The sequence below is a fragment of the Myxococcus qinghaiensis genome (assembly GCF_024198215.1).
GTDB lineage: Bacteria > Myxococcota > Myxococcia > Myxococcales > Myxococcaceae > Myxococcus > Myxococcus qinghaiensis.
Genome location: NZ_JAKCFA010000031.1, coordinates 1 through 17,819, shown reverse-complemented (window position 1 = coordinate 17,819; position 17,819 = coordinate 1). Strand labels below are relative to the sequence as shown.

Genomic DNA, 17,819 nt, shown 5'->3' with positions numbered 1-17,819 from the left:
ATCGTTGCAAACGCGTCACGTGCATGGAAACCGAGACGCGCAGACTCCGGCCCGCCATGGCCCACGTCCTCATCGTCGACGACGAACCCGACCTCGCCCACCTCATCGACTTCAACCTGCGCGACGCGGGCTTCTCCACCCAGCTCGCGGCGACGGGTGAAACGGCGCTCGTCGCCGCTCGCGAGCGCCCACCGGAGCTGGTCCTGTTGGACCTGATGCTCCCCGACATGTCCGGCATCGATGTCTGCCGGCAGCTTCGCGCGGGAGCCCAGTCCCGCGAAATCCTCATCGTCATGCTCACCGCCAAGGGCGAAGAGGCGGACCGCGTCCGAGGCTTCGAGGTCGGCGCGGACGACTATGTCGTCAAACCCTTCAGCGTCCGGGAGCTGGTGCTGCGCCTCAAGGCCATCCTCCGTCGCGGGGCCACGCCCCAGTCCCCCCAGGCCGCGCCCCTGGCCCTGGGCGCCCTCAAGCTGGACCTGTCCGCGCACCGCTTCTACGTCGAGGACAAGGAGGTCCCCCTCACCGCGCTGGAGTTCCGCCTGCTGGGACACCTCATGACGCGCACGGGCCGCGTCCAGACGCGCGAGCAGCTCCTGGAGGAGGTCTGGGGGCTGTCCTCCTCGCTGGAGACGCGCACCATCGACACCCACGTCATGCGCCTGCGCGACAAGCTGGGCCCCGCGCGCAACCTGCTGGAGACGGTGCGCGGCGTCGGCTACCGCATCGTCGACCCGGCCCACTGACTTCGTGACACCGATGTCACACAACGGTCCTGAAACGGCCACGCTCGTTACCTAGAAGCCAGTTTCGTGACCCTCCCGAAACCCTCCCCGATGCGTCAACTCGTCACCGCGGTCCTCACCCTCTCCTTGAGCCCGGCCCTCGCCCGGGCCCAGGAGCCCACCGCGCCCCCCGAGCCGCCCGCCGCCCAGGCCCCCACGTCCGAGGACGGCGCGAGCACGCAGGTGCCCCCCGCCGACGCCGCGCCCGCCGACGCGGACCTGGTCGAGCGCATGACGAACGCCGAGGGCAAGGTCGCCGCCCTGGAGGAGCAGAACACGGAGACGAAGAACGACCTCATCTCCCTCAAGAAGCTGAAGATCTCCGGCTACGTCCAGGCGCGCTACCAGTACCAGGAGAGCCTGGACGACACCGGCACGGGCGGCTTCAGCCGCTTCGCCATCCGCCGGGGCCGCATCAAGACGACCTACACCACGGACTGGTCGCAGTTGCTGCTGCAGATCGACGCGGTGCCCACCTCCCCGTTCGTCACCGTGCGCGACGCCGAGGCCACCCTCTTCATCCCCGGCACCCACCAGCAAGCCGGCCTCACCCTGGGCCAGATGAAGTGGCCCTTCGGCTACGAAGCCGTGCAGTCCTCCTCGGACCGCGAGATTCCCGAGCGCACCCGCGTCGTGCGCGCCTTCCTGCCCGATGAGCGCGACCGCGGCGTCAAGTTCGCCGGCACCTTCCTCGAGGGGAAGGTCAACGTCAGCGCCGGCCTCTTCGACGGCGACGGCATCTTCAACCAGGGCTTCATCGGCTCGGACAACGACAAGGAGAAGGACGTCATCGGCCGCGCGGGCTTCGACCTGGGCTGGCTGTCCGGAGGCGTCTCCGGCTGGTACGGCCACACCATCACCAAGGCCCCCTCGGACACCTTCCGCAGGGCGTACACGAGAGACCGCGTGGCGCTGGACGCGCAGCTCTACCTGGATGTCCTCCCCCTGGGCGCCACGGCCATCAAGGGCGAGTACATCACCGGCACGTCGTACTGGAAGAGCTCCGGAGACGTGAAGGTGGAGCAGCCCGGCGTGCCCGCCAGCGGCTGGTACGGCCTGGTGGTCCAGAACGTGGGCCTGTCGAACGCGGTGGCCGTCCGCTACGACTTCTTCGACCCGGAGAATGGACGCAAGAACAGCGCGTCTGACGGACGTCCCGCGAGCACCAACTCGGTGGGCACCCTGGCCGTCGCCGTCCTCCACTACGTCGGGGAGAACCTCAAGGTCACCGCCGCGTACGAGATGCCCATGACGGCCCATCCCGGCGATGCCCAGGACCCGCACGACAACCTCTTCACGATTCAGATGCAGGCCCGCTACTAGGCCCTACCTTCGTTCCAACACCACCACTTCGCAGGAGCTGGATCCGCCATGAAGGCAATTTTCGGTTCACTGGTCATCGGGTTGCTGCTCGCTCTCCCGCTCTCCGCCCATGCGGGCAACGTCACCGTGAAGGGCTCGGACACGATGGTCATCCTCGGGCAGCGATGGGCCGAGGAGTTCATGAAGAAGACCCCCGCCACCAAGGTGCAGGTCACCGGTGGCGGCTCCGGCGTGGGCCTGGCGGCGCTCCAGAACGGCACCACGGAGATCGCCATGTCCAGCCGTGAAATCAAGGACGCGGAGAAGCAGAAGCTGCGCGCCCGCTACAACACCATCGGCGTGGAAATCCCCGTGGCCAAGGACGGCGTCACCTTCTACGTCAACGAGGCCAACCCCGTGACGGCGCTCACCGTGGAGCAGCTCAAGGGCGTCTACGTGGGGGACATCACCAACTGGAAGCAGCTCGGCGGGCCCGACGCGCCCATCATCATCTACTCCCGTGAGAACTCCTCCGGCACCTACGTCTTCGTCAAGGACCACGTCCTGGACGGCGACGACTACGCGGCCTCCGCCCAGACGCTGCCCGGCACCGCCGCGGTGGTGAACGCCGTCGCCAAGGAGAAGAACAGCATCGGCTATGGCGGCTCCGCGTACGCCAAGGGCATCAAGGAGCTGAAGATAAAGAAGGGCAACGAGGACATCGCCCCCACGGCGGAGAACATCAAGACGGGCAAGTACCCCTTGTCACGTGACTTGTACTTCTACCTGCGCAACAAGCCCTCCGGGGATGCCAAGACGTTCATCGACTTCGCGCTGTCCCCCGAAGGACAGGCCGTCGTCACGAAGGTCGGCTACTTCCCGGTGAAGTGAAGTCTCCCGTCACACGAATGTCACGAGAGGACCCGAGCCACTATGGATAGACAGGCCATCATGGAGCAGGGTCTCACTCAGCCGCTCGTCGCACCGTTGCTGTCCCCGGCCGCGCGGCGGCGTCAGCTCCGGGAGAAGGTCATCGCGGGGTTCATCACCCTGATGGCCTTCACCGGCATCGCGGCGCTCATCCTCATCATCATCTTCGTGGCGAAGGAGGCCCTCGCGCTCTTCACGGAGCCGGAGGCCCGCCACGAGGCCAGCCTCTCCAAGATGTTCCTGGCCCAGGACGTGGCACCGGGCAGGCCGCCCTTCCGCTGGCAGCCGGTGTCGAAGGTCCCCAAGGTCAGCATGATTCCGCTGTTCGTCGGCACGCTGAAGACGACGGCGGTCTCCATGCTGGTGGCCGTGCCCCTGGGCGTCTTCGGCGCGCTGTTCGCCGCGGAGTTCGCGCCCCGCCGCCTGCGCGAGTTGCTCAAGCCCGTCATTGAACTGCTCGCGGGCATCCCCTCCGTCGTCCTGGGCTTCTTCGCCCTCATGGTGATGTCCACGGTGGTGAAGGAGGCCCTCGGCTTCGACCGGCCGCTCAACGCCATGCTGGCGGGCCTGGGACTGGCGCTCGCCATCGTCCCCGTCATCTTCACCGTGTCGGAAGACGCGCTCACCTCGGTGCCACGCAGCTACCGCGAGGCCTCCCTGGCCCTGGGCGCCACGCCCTGGGAGACCGCGTGGAAGGTGGTCCTCCCCGCGGCCGCGCCCGGCATCCTCGCCGCGTGTGTGCTCGGGTTCGGCCGCGCCATCGGCGAGACGATGATCGTCCTCATGGCCTCCGGCAACGCGGACGTCATCTCCTGGAGCCTGGGGGACTCGGCGCGCTCCCTGTCGGCGACCATCGCCGCGGAGATGGGCGAGGTGGTGGTGGGCAGTCCCCACTACTCGCTCCTGTTCTTCATCGGCGTGCAGCTCTTCATCTTCACCTTCGTGCTCAACCTCATCGCGTCCACATGGACCCGGCGGGTCGTCCGCAAGCTGACGGGAGGTGCCTCGTGACGCCCAACACCCGCCGCGCCGTGGGCCTCGCGCTCACGTCGCTCACCGGCCTGGCCGCCTTCATCATCATCGCGATGCTGGGCATCATCCTCTTCAACGTCGTGGAGAACGGAGCTGGCGGCGTCACCTGGACGTTCCTCTCCAAGCCGCCCGAGGACGGGATGATGGGGGGCGGCATCTTCCCCGCCATCTTCGGCACCGCCGCCCTCACCCTGCTGATGACAGTCGCGGTGATGCCGGTGGGCGTGCTGACGGCGGTGTACCTCCACGAGTACGCGCCGCCGAACTCGCTCTCCGCCCGCTTCGTCCGCGTGGCCGTGGTGAACCTGGCGGGCGTGCCCTCCATCGTCTTCGGCCTGTTCGGCCTGGGCTTCTTCATCCTCTTCGTCGGCCAGGGCATGGACCGGGCGCTGGGCCACGAGGAGATGTACTGGGCGCAGCCGGGCATCCTCTGGGCCTCGCTGACGCTGGCGGTACTGACGCTGCCCGTCGTCATCGTCTCCACCGAGGAGGCGCTGCGCGCGGTGCCCATGGACCACCGCACCGCGAGCCTGGCGCTGGGGGCCACCCAGTCCCAGACGCTGGGGCGGGTGGTGCTGCCGGGCGCGCTGCCGGGCATCCTCACCGGCGCGGTGCTGGCCATCTCCCGGGGCGCGGGCGAAGTGGCGCCCATCCTCTTCACCGGCGCGGCCTACTTCCTGCCGGACCTGCCCACCCACCTCAACTCCCAGTTCATGCACCTGGGCTACCACACGTACGTGATGGCCACCCAGTCACCGGACGTGGAGGCCACGCGCCCGCTGCTCTACTCGACGGTGCTGGTGCTGCTGCTGCTGACGTTCGCCCTCAACCTGGTCGCGGTCATCATCCGGACCCGCACGCGCCGCAAGGCCGCGGGCTCCCACTGACCCCACGGTACACGCCCTCCATGTCCCTCAATCCCAACGCCCCGCGCCCGAAGATGGAGGCGCGCGAGCTGACCCTGCGCTACGGCACGAAGGCGGCCATCCAGAAGGTCTCCCTGGCCATCCTGGACCGGCGCGTCACCGCCCTCATCGGCCCCTCCGGCTGCGGCAAGTCCACCTTCCTGCGCGCGCTCAACCGGATGAACGACTTGATTCCGGGCGCCAACCACACGGGCACCATCCTCCTGGACGACATGGACATCCACGACCGCAGCGTGGACGTGGTGGACCTGCGCCGCCGCGTGGGCATGGTCTTCCAGAAGTCCAACCCGTTCCCCAAGAGCATCTTCGAGAACGTCGCCTACGGCCTGCGCGTGGGCGGCATGAAGGACAAGTCAGCGCTGGAGCAGCGGGTGGAGAAGTCCCTGCGCGGCTCCGCCCTCTGGGACGAGGTGAAGGACCGGCTGCACGAGAGCGCCCTGGGCCTGTCCGGCGGCCAGCAGCAGCGCCTGTGTATCGCCCGGGCGATGGCGGTGGAGCCCCAGGTGCTGCTGATGGATGAGCCCGCCAGCGCGCTGGACCCCATCGCCACGGCGAAAATCGAGGAGCTCATCCACGAGCTGAAGGCGACGTACACCATCGCCATCGTCACCCACAACATGCAGCAGGCCGCGCGGGTGAGCGACAGGACGGCTTTCTTCTACATGGGTGAGCTGGTGGAATGCGGCGCCACGGAACAGATTTTCACCAACCCGCGTGAGAAGCGCACCGAGGACTACGTCACCGGGAAGTTCGGGTGAGCGAAGCGAAGGGAGTGGCGGCGATGGCGTTGACTCACACGGACAAGGCGTTCGAGCAGGACCTGAGGGACTTGCGCGAGAAGCTGCTCGCGATGGGCGCCAAGGTGGAGGGCCTCATCGCCCAGAGCATGCGGGCGCTCACGGACCGCGACAGCGCGCTGGCGGAGAAGGTCGTCGCCGCGGACAAGGACGTCAACCGGCTGGAGGTCGAAATCGACGAGCTGTGTCGCCGCATCCTCGCGCTGCGCCAGCCCGCCGCCAGTGACTTGCGCCTCATCACCACGGCGCTGAAGATCGTCACCGACCTGGAGCGCATCGGCGACTTGACGGTCAACATCGCCGAGCGCTCCATCGACCTCAACCAGGCGCCCCCGCTGGCGCCCTACGTGGACACGCCCCGGCTGGCGGAGCTGGCCCAGCGCCAGGTGAAGCGCTCCCTGGATGCGTTCGTCTCCGGCGACGTGACGAAGGCCGAGGAGGTGCTCCAGGGCGATGACCTGCTGGATGCGCTCTTCCTGAAGATCTTCAACGAGCTGCTCGCGTACATGATGGAGGACTCGAAGAACATCCGCCGGGCCACCGCGCTGATGTTCATCGCCAAGCACCTGGAGCGCATTGGCGACCACGCGATGAACGTGGCGGAGATGGTCGTCTACATGGTGCGGGGCAAGGACATCCGCCACCCGCGCAGCCGCAACCTGGGCGACTAGCCAGCCGGCTTCACTGCGCTGTCACGTCGAATTGGCCCCGGCGCCGCGAGCGCTCCGCGGGCCTGACGCGCGAGGCCCCTAGCGTGGAACCCAGGTCGCGCGATGACCGCGCGCCTCCCCCTGGGACTGCCCGCGCATGTCGCTCGCTTCCGCCCTCCTGCTCTTCGCCGCCTGCTTCGGCCTCACCGCGCTCGTCGTCCAGTACGTGCTCGTGCTCCGCCACCGCCGGCAGCGTCCCGCGGCCCTGCCTCCGGGCGCGGCGTGGCCGGGCATCTCCATCCTCAAGCCCCTGTGCGGCGCGGATGACGACCTGGAGACCAACCTCAAGCACTTCGCCCACCTGGACTACCCCGGCGCGTACGAGGTGGTGCTGGGAGTGAAGGACACGCGTGACGCGGCCCATGCGGTGGCGGTGGAGGCGGTGCGCCGCTGGCCCGGCGTCATGCGGCTGGCGCTGCAGGAGGGCGCCCCGGGGCTGAATCCGAAAGTGAACCAGCTCATCACCCTGGCGGACCGGGCCCGGTTCGACCTCTTCGTCATCAGCGACAGCAACACGCGCGTGGGCCCCGGATACCTGGAGGAGATCGCCGCCAGCTTCGCGGACCCCACGGTGGGCTGCGTGACGCACCCGGTGGCGGGCATCGGTGAGAAAAGCTTCGGTTCGCTGCTGGACAACCTCTACCTGACGTCCAGCGCGGCGGCGGGGATGATTGGCGCCAAGCGCTGCGCGGACCAGGACATCGTCGTGGGCAAGTCCATGGCGCTGCGCCGCGAGGACGTGCAGGCGCTGGGCGGCTTCTACTCGGTGCGGGACGTGCTCGCGGAGGACTACGTCATCGGCCAGTGGGTGACGCGCAAGCTGGGTCGGCGCGTCGTCGTCGCGTGCGCGCCTGTCTACAACGTGTCCCTGGGCAAGAGCGTGCGCGCCTTCTTCCAGCGCTACCTGCGCTGGAGCGTCATCCACCGGACGGCCGTCACGCCGCCCACCTATCTCGCGCAGGCCCTGCTCAACCCGGTGCCGCTGGCCCTCCTGGGCGTGCTCGCCAGCCCCACCCCGGAGGCGGTGAGTGTGGCGATGGGGGTGATCATCGGCAAGGTGCTGGTGGACCTGGCGGTGTTTCGCGCGCTGCGACCGCAGTCGGTGTCGTGGCGCGCCGCGCCAGCGGTGCTCGCCAAGGACGTGTTGCTCTTCGCCGCGTGGTGGCACGGCGCGTTCTTCCGCACGGTGGACTGGCGTGGCACGCGCCTGCGCGTGGGCCCCGGCACCCGGCTGTTGCCTCCGCGCGCGGCGGTGTCCGCGGTGAACAACACCCTCCCCCCACGGGACGAGTGGGTCGCCGGGTGATGCACATCTGTTTCCTCGCGCTCGCGGCGGTTTCACCGCACGGACGTGAAGCCGCCGCGAGGGATGCCTACCTTGCTTCGCATGCCCCTCCGGACGTTGGCGCACCTTTCAGATCTCCATCTGGACCTGAGCCCCGAGAGTGATGCCTCCGCGCAAGCGCTGCTCTGCGCCGTCCAGGCCAGCCGCGCGGACCACGTGGTGGTGACGGGGGACCTGACACACCAGGGCTCGCGCGAGGAGTACCGTCGGTTCGTCGACATCTTCGCGCCGCTGTTGGACACCGGACGGCTCACCTTCATCCCCGGCAACCACGACCGCCCCGGCGAGGACGTGGGAGGCACGTGGATGGACGGCCTCAAGGTCCGCACGGTGGAGCGCCCCGGCGTGTACTTCGTGTGCGTGGACTCCACGGGCGAGCACAACCGCAACTACTTCGCGAGCCACGGTGAGCTGTCGCTCGAAACCGTGGAGCAGGTGGAGGCCGCGCTCGACGCCGCGCCGCGCGACGCGCTGGTGGCGGTGCTGGTGCATCACCATGTGCTGCCGCTGCCCGAGGAGAGCTTCCCGGAGCGCCTGGCCACGCGCATGGGCTGGCCCCACGCCTCCGAGCTGTCCCTGGGCGCGGAGCTGGTGACGCGCGTGCAGGGGCGGTGTGACCTGGTGCTGCACGGCCACCGTCACCAGCCTGGCGAGACAGTGCTGGACACGGCGCACGGGCGCCCCTTGCGCGTCTTCAACGCGGGCAGCTCCACGGACCTGGGGCGCTTCCGGCTGCTCCAACACTCGGACGGTCGCCTGGTCGGTGAGCCCCAGTGGTGTCAGTCGACGGAGCCCGAGCGGCCTCGGACGGCGGGACACAACGTCCGCCCCGCCCTGCAGTACCTGGTGACTCAGCTGGGCATGGCCCTGTTCTGAGCCCGCCCCCCTGCTCTCCAGGCAGGGGCCATTTCTCCCGAGGAAGCGAATGTCGAGGGTGCGCAGGGAGGTTCTCCCCGTGTCGGGGAGGATGCTTGGCGCGACTGGACACGGATGAAGAAAGCGCGAGACGGGTGCTCGTCGTCGATGACGATGCGGACTGGAGGGAGTTCCTTCGGCTGAGCCTGGAAGATCTGGGCTATGAAGCCACCGAGGCGGCGGATGGCCAGGAGGCCCTGGCGAGCCTCCGGCGCGGAGAGCGCTACGAGGTCATGCTGCTGGACCTCAACATGCCGGGCATGAGCGGGCTGGAGGTGGTGGCGAAACTGCCCCGCGGTCCCCTGCCCCGCGTCGTATTCCTCACGTCGGCGGCGGCCCAGGACGTGGGCGACGCCCTGCTGTCCGGCCCCCACTACTACCTGCCCAAGGGCGCCAGCCAGGATCAACTGTCTCTCCTCTTGCAGTCACTTGGTGAGTGAGCGGCCGGGCATCCGGGGTTACGGTAGAGGGCTCCTGACAGGAGGGCCGTCATCGTTTCGGAGCTGCTCATCATCTTGTTGCTCGTCCTGGCCAATGGCGTGTTCGCCGGGGCGGAGCTCGCGGTCATCTCCCTGCGCCGCACGCGGCTGAAGGAGCTGGTGGAGCAAGGCAGCGGCTCCGCGAAGGCAGTGGAGGCGCTGCGCAAGGACCCGGAGCGCTTCCTCGCGACGGTGCAGATTGGAATCACGGTGATCGGCGCCACGGCGGCGGCCTTCGGCGGCGCGAGCATCGCGAACCGACTGGCGCCGCTCCTGGCGAGCTTCGGCTTGCCAGCGGAGACGGCGGACGAAGTCGCGCTGGCGGGCGTCGTCATCATCGTGTCGTACCTCTCATTGGTGCTGGGCGAGCTGGTGCCCAAGTCCCTCGCGCTGCGGGCCGGGGAGCGCTACGCGCTGCTCATCGGCCGTCCGCTGAATGGGCTGTCGTGGCTGATGCGGCCGGTGGTGTGGTTCCTCACCGCCAGCTCCAACGTGGTGCTGCGGCTGTTCGGCGACAGGACGAACTTCAGCGAGAGCCGCCTGTCGGCGGAGGAGCTGCAGTCGTTGGTGGAGGAGGCCACGAAGCAGGGCTCGTTGGACCCTCGCGCGGGGGAAATCGCCTCGCGGGCGTTCGAGATGGGGGACCTGACGGTGGGCGAGCTGATGGTGACGCGCGAGAGCATCGTCGCGCTGCGCCGCCACGCGAACGCGGAGGAGATTCGTCAGACGCTGCTGGAGCACGGGCACTCGCGGATGCCGGTGTTCGAGGGGACGCTGGACAACATCGTCGGCTACGTCATCGCCAAGGACCTGCTCGGCGTGGCCTGGGAGGGCCACCTCATCGTCCTGGAGGACGTGGTGCGGCCGCCCTTCTTCCTCGTGGAGACGATGCGGGCCATGGACGCGCTGAAGGAGCTTCAGCGACGACGCATGCAGCTGGCCATCATCGTGGACGAGCGCGGCGGCGTGGTGGGCCTGGTGACGGTGGAGGACATGGTCGAGGAGCTGGTGGGCGACATCCTCAGCGAGTCGGAGCTGCCCGAGGAGCTGGTGTTGCGCGAGAGCCCCGTGGCGGCGGTGGTGCAGGGCAGCGCCGCCATCCGGGACATCAACCGCGAGCTGGGCCTGGATTTGGACGAGGACGAGGACTACTCCACCGTGGCGGGGCTGAGCATCGCGCTGGCGGGCGGCGCGATTCCGGAGCCCGGCACCAAGCTCACGACGAAGGACGGGCTGGAGCTGGAGGTCCTGGAGGCCACGCCCCGGCGTGTGCGCTCGGTGCGCATCCACCTGCCGGCGCCCAAGCTCGAGGAGACCTGAGCCGCCGGCGGCGGAAACCTCAGGACTCCTTGGGCCGGGAGCGACCGGACGACGCACCTCGCGCGGGAGGTCGCTTCGAGGCGCGCGGGTCCGGGCCCTTCTTTCCCAGCCGTCGCGCCGCGACATCCTGATGCGCGAGCCGACGCAGCGCGATGAGCACGGGCTCGTGGACCGCCGTTCCCAGCACGGCGTACTCAACGGCGGCCGTGGCCTCCCGGGGGATGCTGTCGACGTCGAACTCGGCGATGGCGCGGATGTGCGGCCCGTAGACCGCCAGGCGCGCGTCATCCAGAGGAATGCCCGCGGACTCGGCCGCGGCGAGCGCCTGCTCCAGCTGGGCGACCGCGACGAACCCGGGGTCATAGACCTGGCCCAGCTTCTCCAGCACCGCGCGCGCCCGGGGGTGGTCCTGGGTGGACTTGGGCGTCACGTCGGGCGGCAGCGCGGCAATCGCCCGGCCCAGCGTCGCGAAGAGGTCGTCCTCCGGGCGGTCGATGAGCGCGAGCACCTCCCGCGCCTTCTGCACGCTGAGGCCCACCGTCTCCGTGAGCGCGCGAATCACCGCGATGCGCCGCACATGGGCCTCGCCGTACTCGGCCCGCGTCGCCGACGTCGCCTCGCCCGCCGGCAGGAGCCCCTCCCGCAGGTAGAACTTGAGCGTCGCGAGCGGAACGCCCGTCCGCTCCACGAGTTCAGAGATGCGCATGCACGGCCCCTTGCATTGGATACCCAAGGTATCTACCATTGGATACCATGAGTATCCAACCCCACACCCTCATCCTCTTCGGCGTCCTGCTGCTGTCACTCATCACCGTGGAATCGGGCGGATGGTTCCTGACGCGTGTTGGACGGGGGAGTATCCCCGCGAACGCGCTGCAGAAGAACTTCTTCCGCGCGGGCCATGCACATGCGGCCGTGTTGCTGCTGCTCAGCCTCGTCATCCTGGTGGTGCTCGACGCGGCCCGGATGCCGCTCGGCTTCGACCTGGTCGCGCGCTTCGGAGTGCCGGTGGCCGCGCTGCTCATGCCCGCGGGCTTCTTCCTCTCCGTGCTGGGCAAGGACCCTCAGCGGCCCAACCGGCTCCTCGCCCTGCTGTGGGTGGGAGCGGCGAGCCTCACGCTCGGCCTGTTCACGGCCGGCGTGGGACTCATCCTCGCGGGAATCAACGCGACCTGAAGTCTCTCTGGCCCGCACCGACATGAGCCACTGGCGCCATCAATCACTCTCTTGATGGCTGTCCGCCAACAGCGCGCTGACACTCGTGGACCTGACGCGCACCTCGCTTTTCAAGAAAGGGCGAGGACGAGCAGGCATGCAAATCGCCTCGAACGCGTCATGCGCTACCCAGAGGCCACGAGGACCCTTGTCTCAGTCAATGACCCATCTAAACAGACACGAGCTCTTGGATTAATCTGGAATCCGCCTCGATGAGAGGCCTTGACCGGAGCCAGACATGACACGTGCATTGGGAGTTCCCGCGCTCGCGGCGCTGCTGTTGTTGGGAGGTTGTGACGGTGTGAATCCCGAGGAGACCCCGCAGCCGGTGGGCGAATTGGGCATCCACGAAGGAGCGGTGGGTGAGCTGGACTTGAGCGTCGAGGACCTGGTGGCGTCCTGCCAGACCACGGCGTTGACGCTGTCCGCCTCCATCAAGAACAACTGGACGTCGGGCATTGGAGGCTCCACGGCGGCTGTCTATGCGGGAGGCACCGGGGCGGGCGGAACACGTCTGGGCACCATCAGCGTGCCCTTCCTGGTGGGGGGTGAGAGCTTCCCCTTCCAGCTCTCGTTCACGGTGCCCGAGGGTACCCAGCGGGTGGTGGTGGTCGCGGACGATGACGGAGTCTTTGAAGAGGGCGATGAGACCAACAACGTCGCCGCGTTCGACTTCCCGATTCCCTGCGCGACGAACCAGGGTCCGGTGGCCCTCTGCAAGAACGTCACGGTGGCGGCGGACGCGACCTGCAAGGGCGTGGCTTCGGTGGACAACGGCTCTCACGACCCGGATGGCTTCCCGGGGCCATTCAGCGTGACACAGCTTCCTTCGGGGCCGTTCTCGCTGGGGACGACGCCGGTTCAGCTGGACGTCACGGACGGCGCGAGCACGAACAGCTGCGCGGCGACGGTGACCGTCGTGGACACCACGGCGCCGGTACTCGGAGCCAGCCGCGGGCTCGTGCTGACGCCCTCGGCGGGCTCGGACTACGTGCTGGTGTCCCTGGCGGACTGCGCGCTGCCCGCGACGGACAACTGCGGTGGGGAGCTGTCGCTGGCGCAGACGGGCACGCTGGTGCGCGTCAGCTCCGACGAGTCGAACGACGCGCTGTCCCTGCTGCGGCTGTTGGCGTGTGATGACGTCAAGCTGTCGCAGGACGGCAAGTCCGCGCTGGTCCGCGCGGAGGCGGCGCTGCTGGGCAACGGGCGCGTCTACACGTTCACCTACGGGGTGCAGGACGCGGCGGGCAACCAGGCCACGGGCACCTGTCAGGTCCGCGTCCCGGCGCTGTTGGGCAATCCGGCGGTGGACTCGGGCGTGACGTACTGCCAGGGCGCGGGCTGCCCGGCGGGGACGACGGGGCGCGGGCTGCTCTGCTCGCTGCTGCCGCTGCCGTAGTCCGCACGCCGTGAGGGCTCGCCCGGGGAGGATTCCGGGCGGGCCTGTTCGGCCCTGTCGTGATAGTCTCGGCGCACTCCATGGACGAATCCCCCTCCGCGCTGACGTGGCTCGCAGTGGGCCTTTTCCTGTGTGTCTGGCTCTACATGATGGTCCTCGGAGTGAAGCGTCACTTCTTCGCACCAAGGAGCGTACCGAAGGGCGTGCATGAGTTCATCAAGGTGCTCCGCTGCCCCAAGTGCGACGGCAAGTACAACAGCAATGTGGTGACCGTCACTCACACCACGCTCCCCTCCCCCGGGAAGAAGAACCGCTCCAACCCGACGTCCACCCACTTCGAAGCCACGTGCGACTCTTGTGGAGAGGTGACCCAGTTCCCCGTGGATGGACAGCAGTTCCCGGTGACCAGCCTGCGCCCTCCACGACCCGGATGAGTTCACACCTGGGTGGCGGCGGGTTGGACTTCGCGAAGGCTTGGCGACTCGCCTCAGCGTCCAAGCAGGAGATTGCACAGCTCCTGCTTGTCTGCACCTGACCGGTTCGGATGATACGCGCACGAGCGCGTCACCACGGGTCCCCAGCAGAGGCATCGGCCGCACGTTGCGAAACCGTCAGCCACGGGAATCGGGTACGCAGATCCTCAATCACAGCATCCGAATGAGCATGGGCTCGCGCGTCGGCATCGAAGAATAACGGGTCGAGCTCAAAGACGACGCGCGAGCCGTGCAATGAGGAGTTCAGCAAGTCCATCATGGGAGAGATGATGCCCCCTCGTGAGTACATTGCCTCTCGCCGCGTCTCACCGTTCGAAGTCTGTAGGAGAACTCGGGACGACAGGGCATTGAGGATGATTCCTTGCGAACCCAGCAGGCCCCACAAGGGAGCCGCCCCAACGAAGAGGGTCGTCATGTGCAGGTCGATGACGCTGAGGGAAGCCCCTCGATGGCTGACCAGTTGAAACGGAGCGTCCTCCCACGGGCAGGACAATTCAAATACGGGCCCAGGCCATATCCGAAGCTCCACCGGAATCCTCTCGGGTCCATCTCTCGTCGAGGCCACGGCTTCGACCGTCAGTTTGAGCAATGAAGCAGCCTGTGCGGGCCGGTCTTCCCCACCCACATACATCCCCGGTCGAGCCCGAATGGCTTCGTGTCCCCACAGCTTATTGATGTGCATGCTTGTCACGGGTGTTCTCTCCTACCACGGACCCGATACCCTTCACCGAATCACAGCCGGAGGAACTCGTTTCGTGGACCGGAGCTGAACGTCAGGCCTCTGCATGGGACGAGCGGTGCCTGACGTTCCAAGCCCCGACGGCACGGAGGTCCCTTTCGGTGGCGAAGGTGCCCCCAGAGCACCCTCTGCGTGCCAGGAACCGCTTCACGGCTTCGCCCCCTGACGCAGGTCCCGGTTTCCGCAGTCGGCCAGGTGGAACGTGCCCTGGCGGCTCATTCGGGAGACGACTCGCGCGCCTACGTGGGTAGCGAAATCCGAGGGCCCGCCGTCCTTCCGCTGTACCGAGAGGCGGGTGGTGTACGCCGTCACCAGTCCGGGCCTGTCCCGCCTGTCCACCAGTTCCTCGAGGAGCTCCCGCTGGCGCGGCCCCAACTCCTCGCCCAGCGGCCCACTGACATCGTCCACCACCAGGACGCGCACCTGGACAGCGCGCGGGAGAAGCAGCATGTCCTCCGCCTTGGGGTCGCGCATGAGCGTCAACTGCGACCAGCGCACGAAGAGCCCGGCGGACGCATCCCACTCGAGCAGCCGCTGACCGGTGCGCGTCTCGTGGTGCACCGCATATCTGAAGAGGTGGCACGCCCCGGCTGTCTTCCCCACCCCGGTGCCGCCCGACAGCAACAGCGTGCGCAGCCCCTCCTGCAGGACGTGCCTCGCGGCGCGCAGCGCAGCCGTCTCCAGCACCTTGTCCCCGGTGAGGGCTTCCACGGCTTCCGGAGGGGCATGGCACAGCTTCAGGTGTAGCGGCCACGCGTCGGCCTGGGCGGCCTCGTGCCGGGCCTTCTCCGTCGCCTTGGCCTGCCGCGACTCCACCTCCCGTTGCTTCCAGCCGGCCTCGAGCTGGGCCAGCCCCGCTGCTGGCCGCTCACGAGCCTGGGACATGCCCTTTCGCATCAGGTCCGCCAGCCTCTGGGGACCTTGCCGGTGGGGCTCGGCTGGCGGCTCATTCTCTTCGTCTTGACTCATGGGCTGACCACCCCTCCTTCCTGGTCATCATCCGCGTCGAGAGGACCAGGATTCGCGAAGTGGGCCGATGTGCCTCGGCTGGCATCCTGAGCCTCGTCCCGGATGAAGTCTACCGGCGGGTGCTTTCCAACAAGGATTCTGGAACTTCCTTTCTGGCCAGCTTGTCAGGGCCCGCAGCTCGGTCGTCTTCCGCTCGCACACCTTCCACGGGAGGTCTGCAATGAAGAACTTGAAGCTGTGGCTGTTGGCCTGTGCCGCCACTCTCGCGATGGCGTGCGGAGGCGTGCCGGCAGGAGTGGCCGGCGAGAGCGCGGAGCTGGCCGCGTCCTCGGACGAACTCTCAAGCTGCACTGCCCTTTGTGGGACAGGTTCAGTCAGTTGTCCCGCGTCCGCGACAACCTGCTCTGCCACGAACAACCAGGGCGTGACGTGCGACGGCGTCTTCACGGCCTGCCCACCTCCGGCATGCGCGGCGGCGAGCTGCGATTTCGTGGAGACCACCACCTGCCTCGAGATCACGACAGTGCCATGCTGCTGGGGCCCCTCGTCGCCCGGTGAATGCATCTGCACGCGGGTGGGTCGATCTCCCCTCTGCTACTAGCCGACTGTCCAAGGTCTCCGTCGCGTAGAAGCTGGCCCTCCGATTCGACAGATCGAGCAGGAGGTGAAACAGCAACCGCGCACAGCAGGAACCTGCCCACCGTCAAGAGCGCCTCCCGTCCCATTTCGGATTCGGGAATGACGGAGGCAGGTGTCGCCTGACGGGTGCGCCGAGCCCCACAGGTACCCGTGGCCCCCGCGGTGGCGCTGACGGCGCGTCACTCGCGGGAGCCATTGCGCCGCCCCTGCTCTCTGGCGTGCACCTTCCCAGTCTCGCCAGGGCGTCTCACCCAGAGCACCCTTGGATCCGCCGATCCATGCGTAAACGGCGCTCTTTCCTCGAGGCCCGAGACTGCTCTAGATGCGAGCTGTCTTCACAACAAATCCGCCAGAGGAATACATGTCCATGCGGCCATCCGCCGTCTTGTTCGTCGCCATTGCCAGCCTGGCTGGATGTCGCAGCACGCCTTCGACGTGGCAGTCCAACGCTGTCCCGACCTCTGCCGCTGAGAAAACCTCGACCGCCACGGTCGACCCCGTGGTCACCGCCGCATCCGCGCTAGCTGACGCGGCCAAGGACCTGACGGGGAGGTGGACCTGTAGCGGCTCTGTCCATGGGCCCGGCGGTGCGAGCCCAAGCGAAGTCACCGTCGAATTCAGGCCAGACCTCGACAAGGCATGGCTGCGAACTGATTTCGCGGTGTCATCCGGCGAATACAAATACAAGTTCACATCGTACCGCACGTTCGACGCAGCGTCTCGCAAGTGGATGAATGTCATCATCGACAACCTGGGCGGATACTCTACCTCTTCGTCCACGGACGGCATCACCTGGGTCGGAGAGTCAAGCGGCCCCATGGGCAAGATGAGCATCAAGGACACGGAGCATGTCGTTTCGCCAGGCGAGATGAACATGCGTGGCGAGTACGCACAGGAGGGTCTGAACTGGAGCACTGGGTACACCTTGTCCTGCAAGCGGTGAGAGTCGAGCACCTCCAGCACGATGCCCCCAGGCTCCACCGGCGTGGCTGCCCCGCCGAGCAATCGGGAAGCATCTTCACAATCGCGCGGCGGGCTGGGCTTCCCCACCGGCCGGGTATCTGCTGTGTGTGCCCTATCTGGAGTGGATGAACTCGACGCCCAGGTGGGTCGACTCATCGTCCGCTGACGTCTCCCTCCACGCGCGCACTTGTCCTCTGCAGCGGCCGTCCAAGTCGGGCCCCCGTCTCCTCCGGATGCCACCGGCCACCAGCGAGCGCCGATTCCAGGCCCAGCCGAGCAGCGATTCCGGAGCAAGATGAGCAACCGTTCCGGGCAAGCGGAACCCTCACGAAAAGAGGAACTGCGCAGCTCCACCCACCCTGAGGCCGCGACCCAGGGCGATGAGCTGCTCGCCCACCGTGCCGTAGTCGTGGGCGGAGAGGACCGCGCCGGCGATCAGCACCATCCGAAGGCCGCCCGCATGCTCGCACCCTCCTGGGCATTCTGCGAGCAGGTACAGCGTGCGCGGCATGGCCGTATCCGGCACATCATGCTGTGCGATTGCCTTTTTTCGAGGCTTCAAAGGGAGCCCCTCCGCTCCGAGCGGATTGGACTGCCGAACCTGCGGCCTCGGATGCGCGAAGGCTCCCTCCCGCGTGACTGTCACCGGCAGTCCCTCGGGGCCAGAACGAATGGCACCAAGGTACTGATGCCATTCAGTCCAGGACATGTGCGCGCATGGGCTACGGGGCTGCCCTCTCTGCCAACGTGAGTGAGACAGTTCGTACCCAGCAGTTTAGTGTGCAGGGCGAGCCAGGCAGGGACGATGAATCCGGTGGTGAAAGAGGCTCGGGTTGAGGAGACCGAGGTGGTGGAGAAGG

At 67.7% G+C, this 17,819-nt stretch carries 18 protein-coding genes; 15 read left to right on the top strand and 3 right to left on the bottom strand.

The window, feature by feature from the left end; genetic code table 11:
* The first annotated feature begins 56 nt into the window (after positions 1 to 56).
* From LZ199_RS39970 to LZ199_RS39920, 11 genes are all read left to right on the top strand, one after another.
* Positions 57 to 746 carry a response regulator gene (locus LZ199_RS39970; RefSeq protein WP_253999139.1) on the top strand — a complete coding sequence of 230 codons (690 nt, stop codon included), beginning with the start codon at positions 57 to 59 and terminating at the stop codon, positions 744 to 746.
* Positions 747 to 836: 90 nt separating this feature from the next.
* Positions 837 to 2,108: a porin gene (locus LZ199_RS39965; RefSeq protein ID WP_253999063.1), complete on the top strand. Its 1,272-nt coding sequence runs from the start codon at positions 837 to 839 to the stop codon at positions 2,106 to 2,108.
* A gap of 48 nt (positions 2,109 to 2,156) precedes the next feature.
* Positions 2,157 to 2,978 carry a phosphate ABC transporter substrate-binding protein gene (locus LZ199_RS39960; RefSeq protein WP_253999062.1) on the top strand — a complete coding sequence of 274 codons (822 nt, stop codon included), beginning with the start codon at positions 2,157 to 2,159 and terminating at the stop codon, positions 2,976 to 2,978.
* 60 nt (positions 2,979 to 3,038) lie between these two features.
* A complete protein-coding gene (gene pstC, locus LZ199_RS39955) occupies positions 3,039 to 4,028 on the top strand; it encodes a phosphate ABC transporter permease subunit PstC (protein ID WP_253999061.1) in 990 nt (329 codons plus the stop codon).
* Positions 4,025 to 4,936 (top strand): phosphate ABC transporter permease PstA, encoded by a 912-nt coding sequence (pstA, locus tag LZ199_RS39950; protein ID WP_253999060.1) that lies wholly within the window; start codon positions 4,025 to 4,027, stop codon positions 4,934 to 4,936. Before pstC ends, pstA begins: the two co-directional genes overlap by 4 nt.
* A 53-nt stretch (positions 4,937 to 4,989) precedes the next feature.
* Entirely contained in the window at positions 4,990 to 5,733 is a 744-nt protein-coding gene (gene pstB, locus LZ199_RS39945) for a phosphate ABC transporter ATP-binding protein PstB (RefSeq protein WP_253999138.1), read from the top strand.
* Between the two features lie 23 nt (positions 5,734 to 5,756).
* Positions 5,757 to 6,443 carry a phosphate signaling complex protein PhoU gene (gene phoU / locus LZ199_RS39940; protein ID WP_253999137.1) on the top strand — a complete coding sequence of 229 codons (687 nt, stop codon included), beginning with the start codon at positions 5,757 to 5,759 and terminating at the stop codon, positions 6,441 to 6,443.
* Between the two features lie 136 nt (positions 6,444 to 6,579).
* The gene (locus tag LZ199_RS39935) at positions 6,580 to 7,788 is read left to right on the top strand and encodes a glycosyltransferase (protein ID WP_253999059.1); all 1,209 of its coding nucleotides are present in this window, start codon (positions 6,580 to 6,582) and stop codon (positions 7,786 to 7,788) included.
* A gap of 63 nt (positions 7,789 to 7,851) precedes the next feature.
* The gene (locus tag LZ199_RS39930; protein WP_253999058.1) at positions 7,852 to 8,703 is read left to right on the top strand and encodes a metallophosphoesterase family protein; all 852 of its coding nucleotides are present in this window, start codon (positions 7,852 to 7,854) and stop codon (positions 8,701 to 8,703) included.
* A gap of 95 nt (positions 8,704 to 8,798) precedes the next feature.
* On the top strand, positions 8,799 to 9,182 hold the full coding sequence (locus LZ199_RS39925; RefSeq protein ID WP_253999057.1) for a response regulator: 384 nt from the start codon (positions 8,799 to 8,801) through the stop codon (positions 9,180 to 9,182).
* 78 nt (positions 9,183 to 9,260) lie between these two features.
* Positions 9,261 to 10,541 carry a hemolysin family protein gene (locus tag LZ199_RS39920; RefSeq protein WP_253999136.1) on the top strand — a complete coding sequence of 427 codons (1,281 nt, stop codon included), beginning with the start codon at positions 9,261 to 9,263 and terminating at the stop codon, positions 10,539 to 10,541.
* 19 nt (positions 10,542 to 10,560) lie between these two features.
* Here LZ199_RS39920 and LZ199_RS39915 read toward each other — a convergent pair whose 3' ends face one another.
* Complete coding sequence (locus LZ199_RS39915; RefSeq protein ID WP_253999056.1) at positions 10,561 to 11,247, bottom strand: MerR family transcriptional regulator; 687 nt, start codon at positions 11,245 to 11,247, stop codon at positions 10,561 to 10,563.
* Between the two features lie 47 nt (positions 11,248 to 11,294).
* On the opposite strand from LZ199_RS39915, the gene LZ199_RS39910 reads away from it, so the two are divergent.
* The 3 genes from LZ199_RS39910 to LZ199_RS39900 all read left to right on the top strand — a co-directional run bounded on the left by LZ199_RS39910 (position 11,295) and on the right by LZ199_RS39900 (position 13,589).
* Positions 11,295 to 11,717, top strand: coding sequence for a hypothetical protein (locus LZ199_RS39910; RefSeq protein ID WP_253999055.1), 423 nt, complete (start codon positions 11,295 to 11,297; stop codon positions 11,715 to 11,717).
* A gap of 277 nt (positions 11,718 to 11,994) precedes the next feature.
* Complete coding sequence (locus LZ199_RS39905; protein ID WP_253999054.1) at positions 11,995 to 13,155, top strand: CARDB domain-containing protein; 1,161 nt, start codon at positions 11,995 to 11,997, stop codon at positions 13,153 to 13,155.
* Between the two features lie 80 nt (positions 13,156 to 13,235).
* The gene (locus tag LZ199_RS39900) at positions 13,236 to 13,589 is read left to right on the top strand and encodes a hypothetical protein (RefSeq protein ID WP_253999053.1); all 354 of its coding nucleotides are present in this window, start codon (positions 13,236 to 13,238) and stop codon (positions 13,587 to 13,589) included.
* 130 nt (positions 13,590 to 13,719) lie between these two features.
* On the opposite strand, the gene LZ199_RS39895 is transcribed toward LZ199_RS39900, so the two are convergent.
* Both LZ199_RS39895 and LZ199_RS39890 read right to left on the bottom strand, forming a co-directional pair.
* The gene (locus LZ199_RS39895) at positions 13,720 to 14,340 is read right to left on the bottom strand and encodes a DNA topoisomerase IV subunit B family protein (RefSeq protein WP_253999052.1); all 621 of its coding nucleotides are present in this window, start codon (positions 14,338 to 14,340) and stop codon (positions 13,720 to 13,722) included.
* Between the two features lie 195 nt (positions 14,341 to 14,535).
* Positions 14,536 to 15,357 (bottom strand): ATP-binding protein, encoded by an 822-nt coding sequence (locus LZ199_RS39890; protein ID WP_253999051.1) that lies wholly within the window; start codon positions 15,355 to 15,357, stop codon positions 14,536 to 14,538.
* 1,006 nt (positions 15,358 to 16,363) lie between these two features.
* On the opposite strand from LZ199_RS39890, the gene LZ199_RS39885 reads away from it, so the two are divergent.
* The gene (locus LZ199_RS39885; RefSeq protein WP_253999050.1) at positions 16,364 to 16,939 is read left to right on the top strand and encodes a DUF1579 domain-containing protein; all 576 of its coding nucleotides are present in this window, start codon (positions 16,364 to 16,366) and stop codon (positions 16,937 to 16,939) included.
* Positions 16,940 to 17,819: the final 880 nt, after the last annotated feature.

Bases quoted from the DNA above. Each gene is read 5' to 3' on its own strand.
- LZ199_RS39970 (WP_253999139.1), top strand. From the start codon at position 57: ATGGCCCACGTCCTCATCGTCGACGACGAACCCGACCTCGCCCACCTC.
- LZ199_RS39965 (WP_253999063.1), top strand. From the start codon at position 837: ATGCGTCAACTCGTCACCGCGGTCCTCACCCTCTCCTTGAGCCCGGCC.
- LZ199_RS39960 (WP_253999062.1), top strand. From the start codon at position 2,157: ATGAAGGCAATTTTCGGTTCACTGGTCATCGGGTTGCTGCTCGCTCTC.
- pstC (WP_253999061.1), top strand. From the start codon at position 3,039: ATGGAGCAGGGTCTCACTCAGCCGCTCGTCGCACCGTTGCTGTCCCCG.
- pstB (WP_253999138.1), top strand. From the start codon at position 4,990: ATGGAGGCGCGCGAGCTGACCCTGCGCTACGGCACGAAGGCGGCCATC.
- phoU (WP_253999137.1), top strand. From the start codon at position 5,757: ATGGCGTTGACTCACACGGACAAGGCGTTCGAGCAGGACCTGAGGGAC.
- LZ199_RS39935 (WP_253999059.1), top strand. From the start codon at position 6,580: ATGTCGCTCGCTTCCGCCCTCCTGCTCTTCGCCGCCTGCTTCGGCCTC.
- LZ199_RS39930 (WP_253999058.1), top strand. From the start codon at position 7,852: ATGCCTACCTTGCTTCGCATGCCCCTCCGGACGTTGGCGCACCTTTCA.
- LZ199_RS39915 (WP_253999056.1), bottom strand. From the start codon at position 11,247: ATGCGCATCTCTGAACTCGTGGAGCGGACGGGCGTTCCGCTCGCGACG.
- LZ199_RS39910 (WP_253999055.1), top strand. From the start codon at position 11,295: ATGAGTATCCAACCCCACACCCTCATCCTCTTCGGCGTCCTGCTGCTG.
- LZ199_RS39905 (WP_253999054.1), top strand. From the start codon at position 11,995: ATGACACGTGCATTGGGAGTTCCCGCGCTCGCGGCGCTGCTGTTGTTG.
- LZ199_RS39900 (WP_253999053.1), top strand. From the start codon at position 13,236: ATGGACGAATCCCCCTCCGCGCTGACGTGGCTCGCAGTGGGCCTTTTC.
- LZ199_RS39890 (WP_253999051.1), bottom strand. From the start codon at position 15,357: ATGAGTCAAGACGAAGAGAATGAGCCGCCAGCCGAGCCCCACCGGCAA.
- LZ199_RS39885 (WP_253999050.1), top strand. From the start codon at position 16,364: ATGCGGCCATCCGCCGTCTTGTTCGTCGCCATTGCCAGCCTGGCTGGA.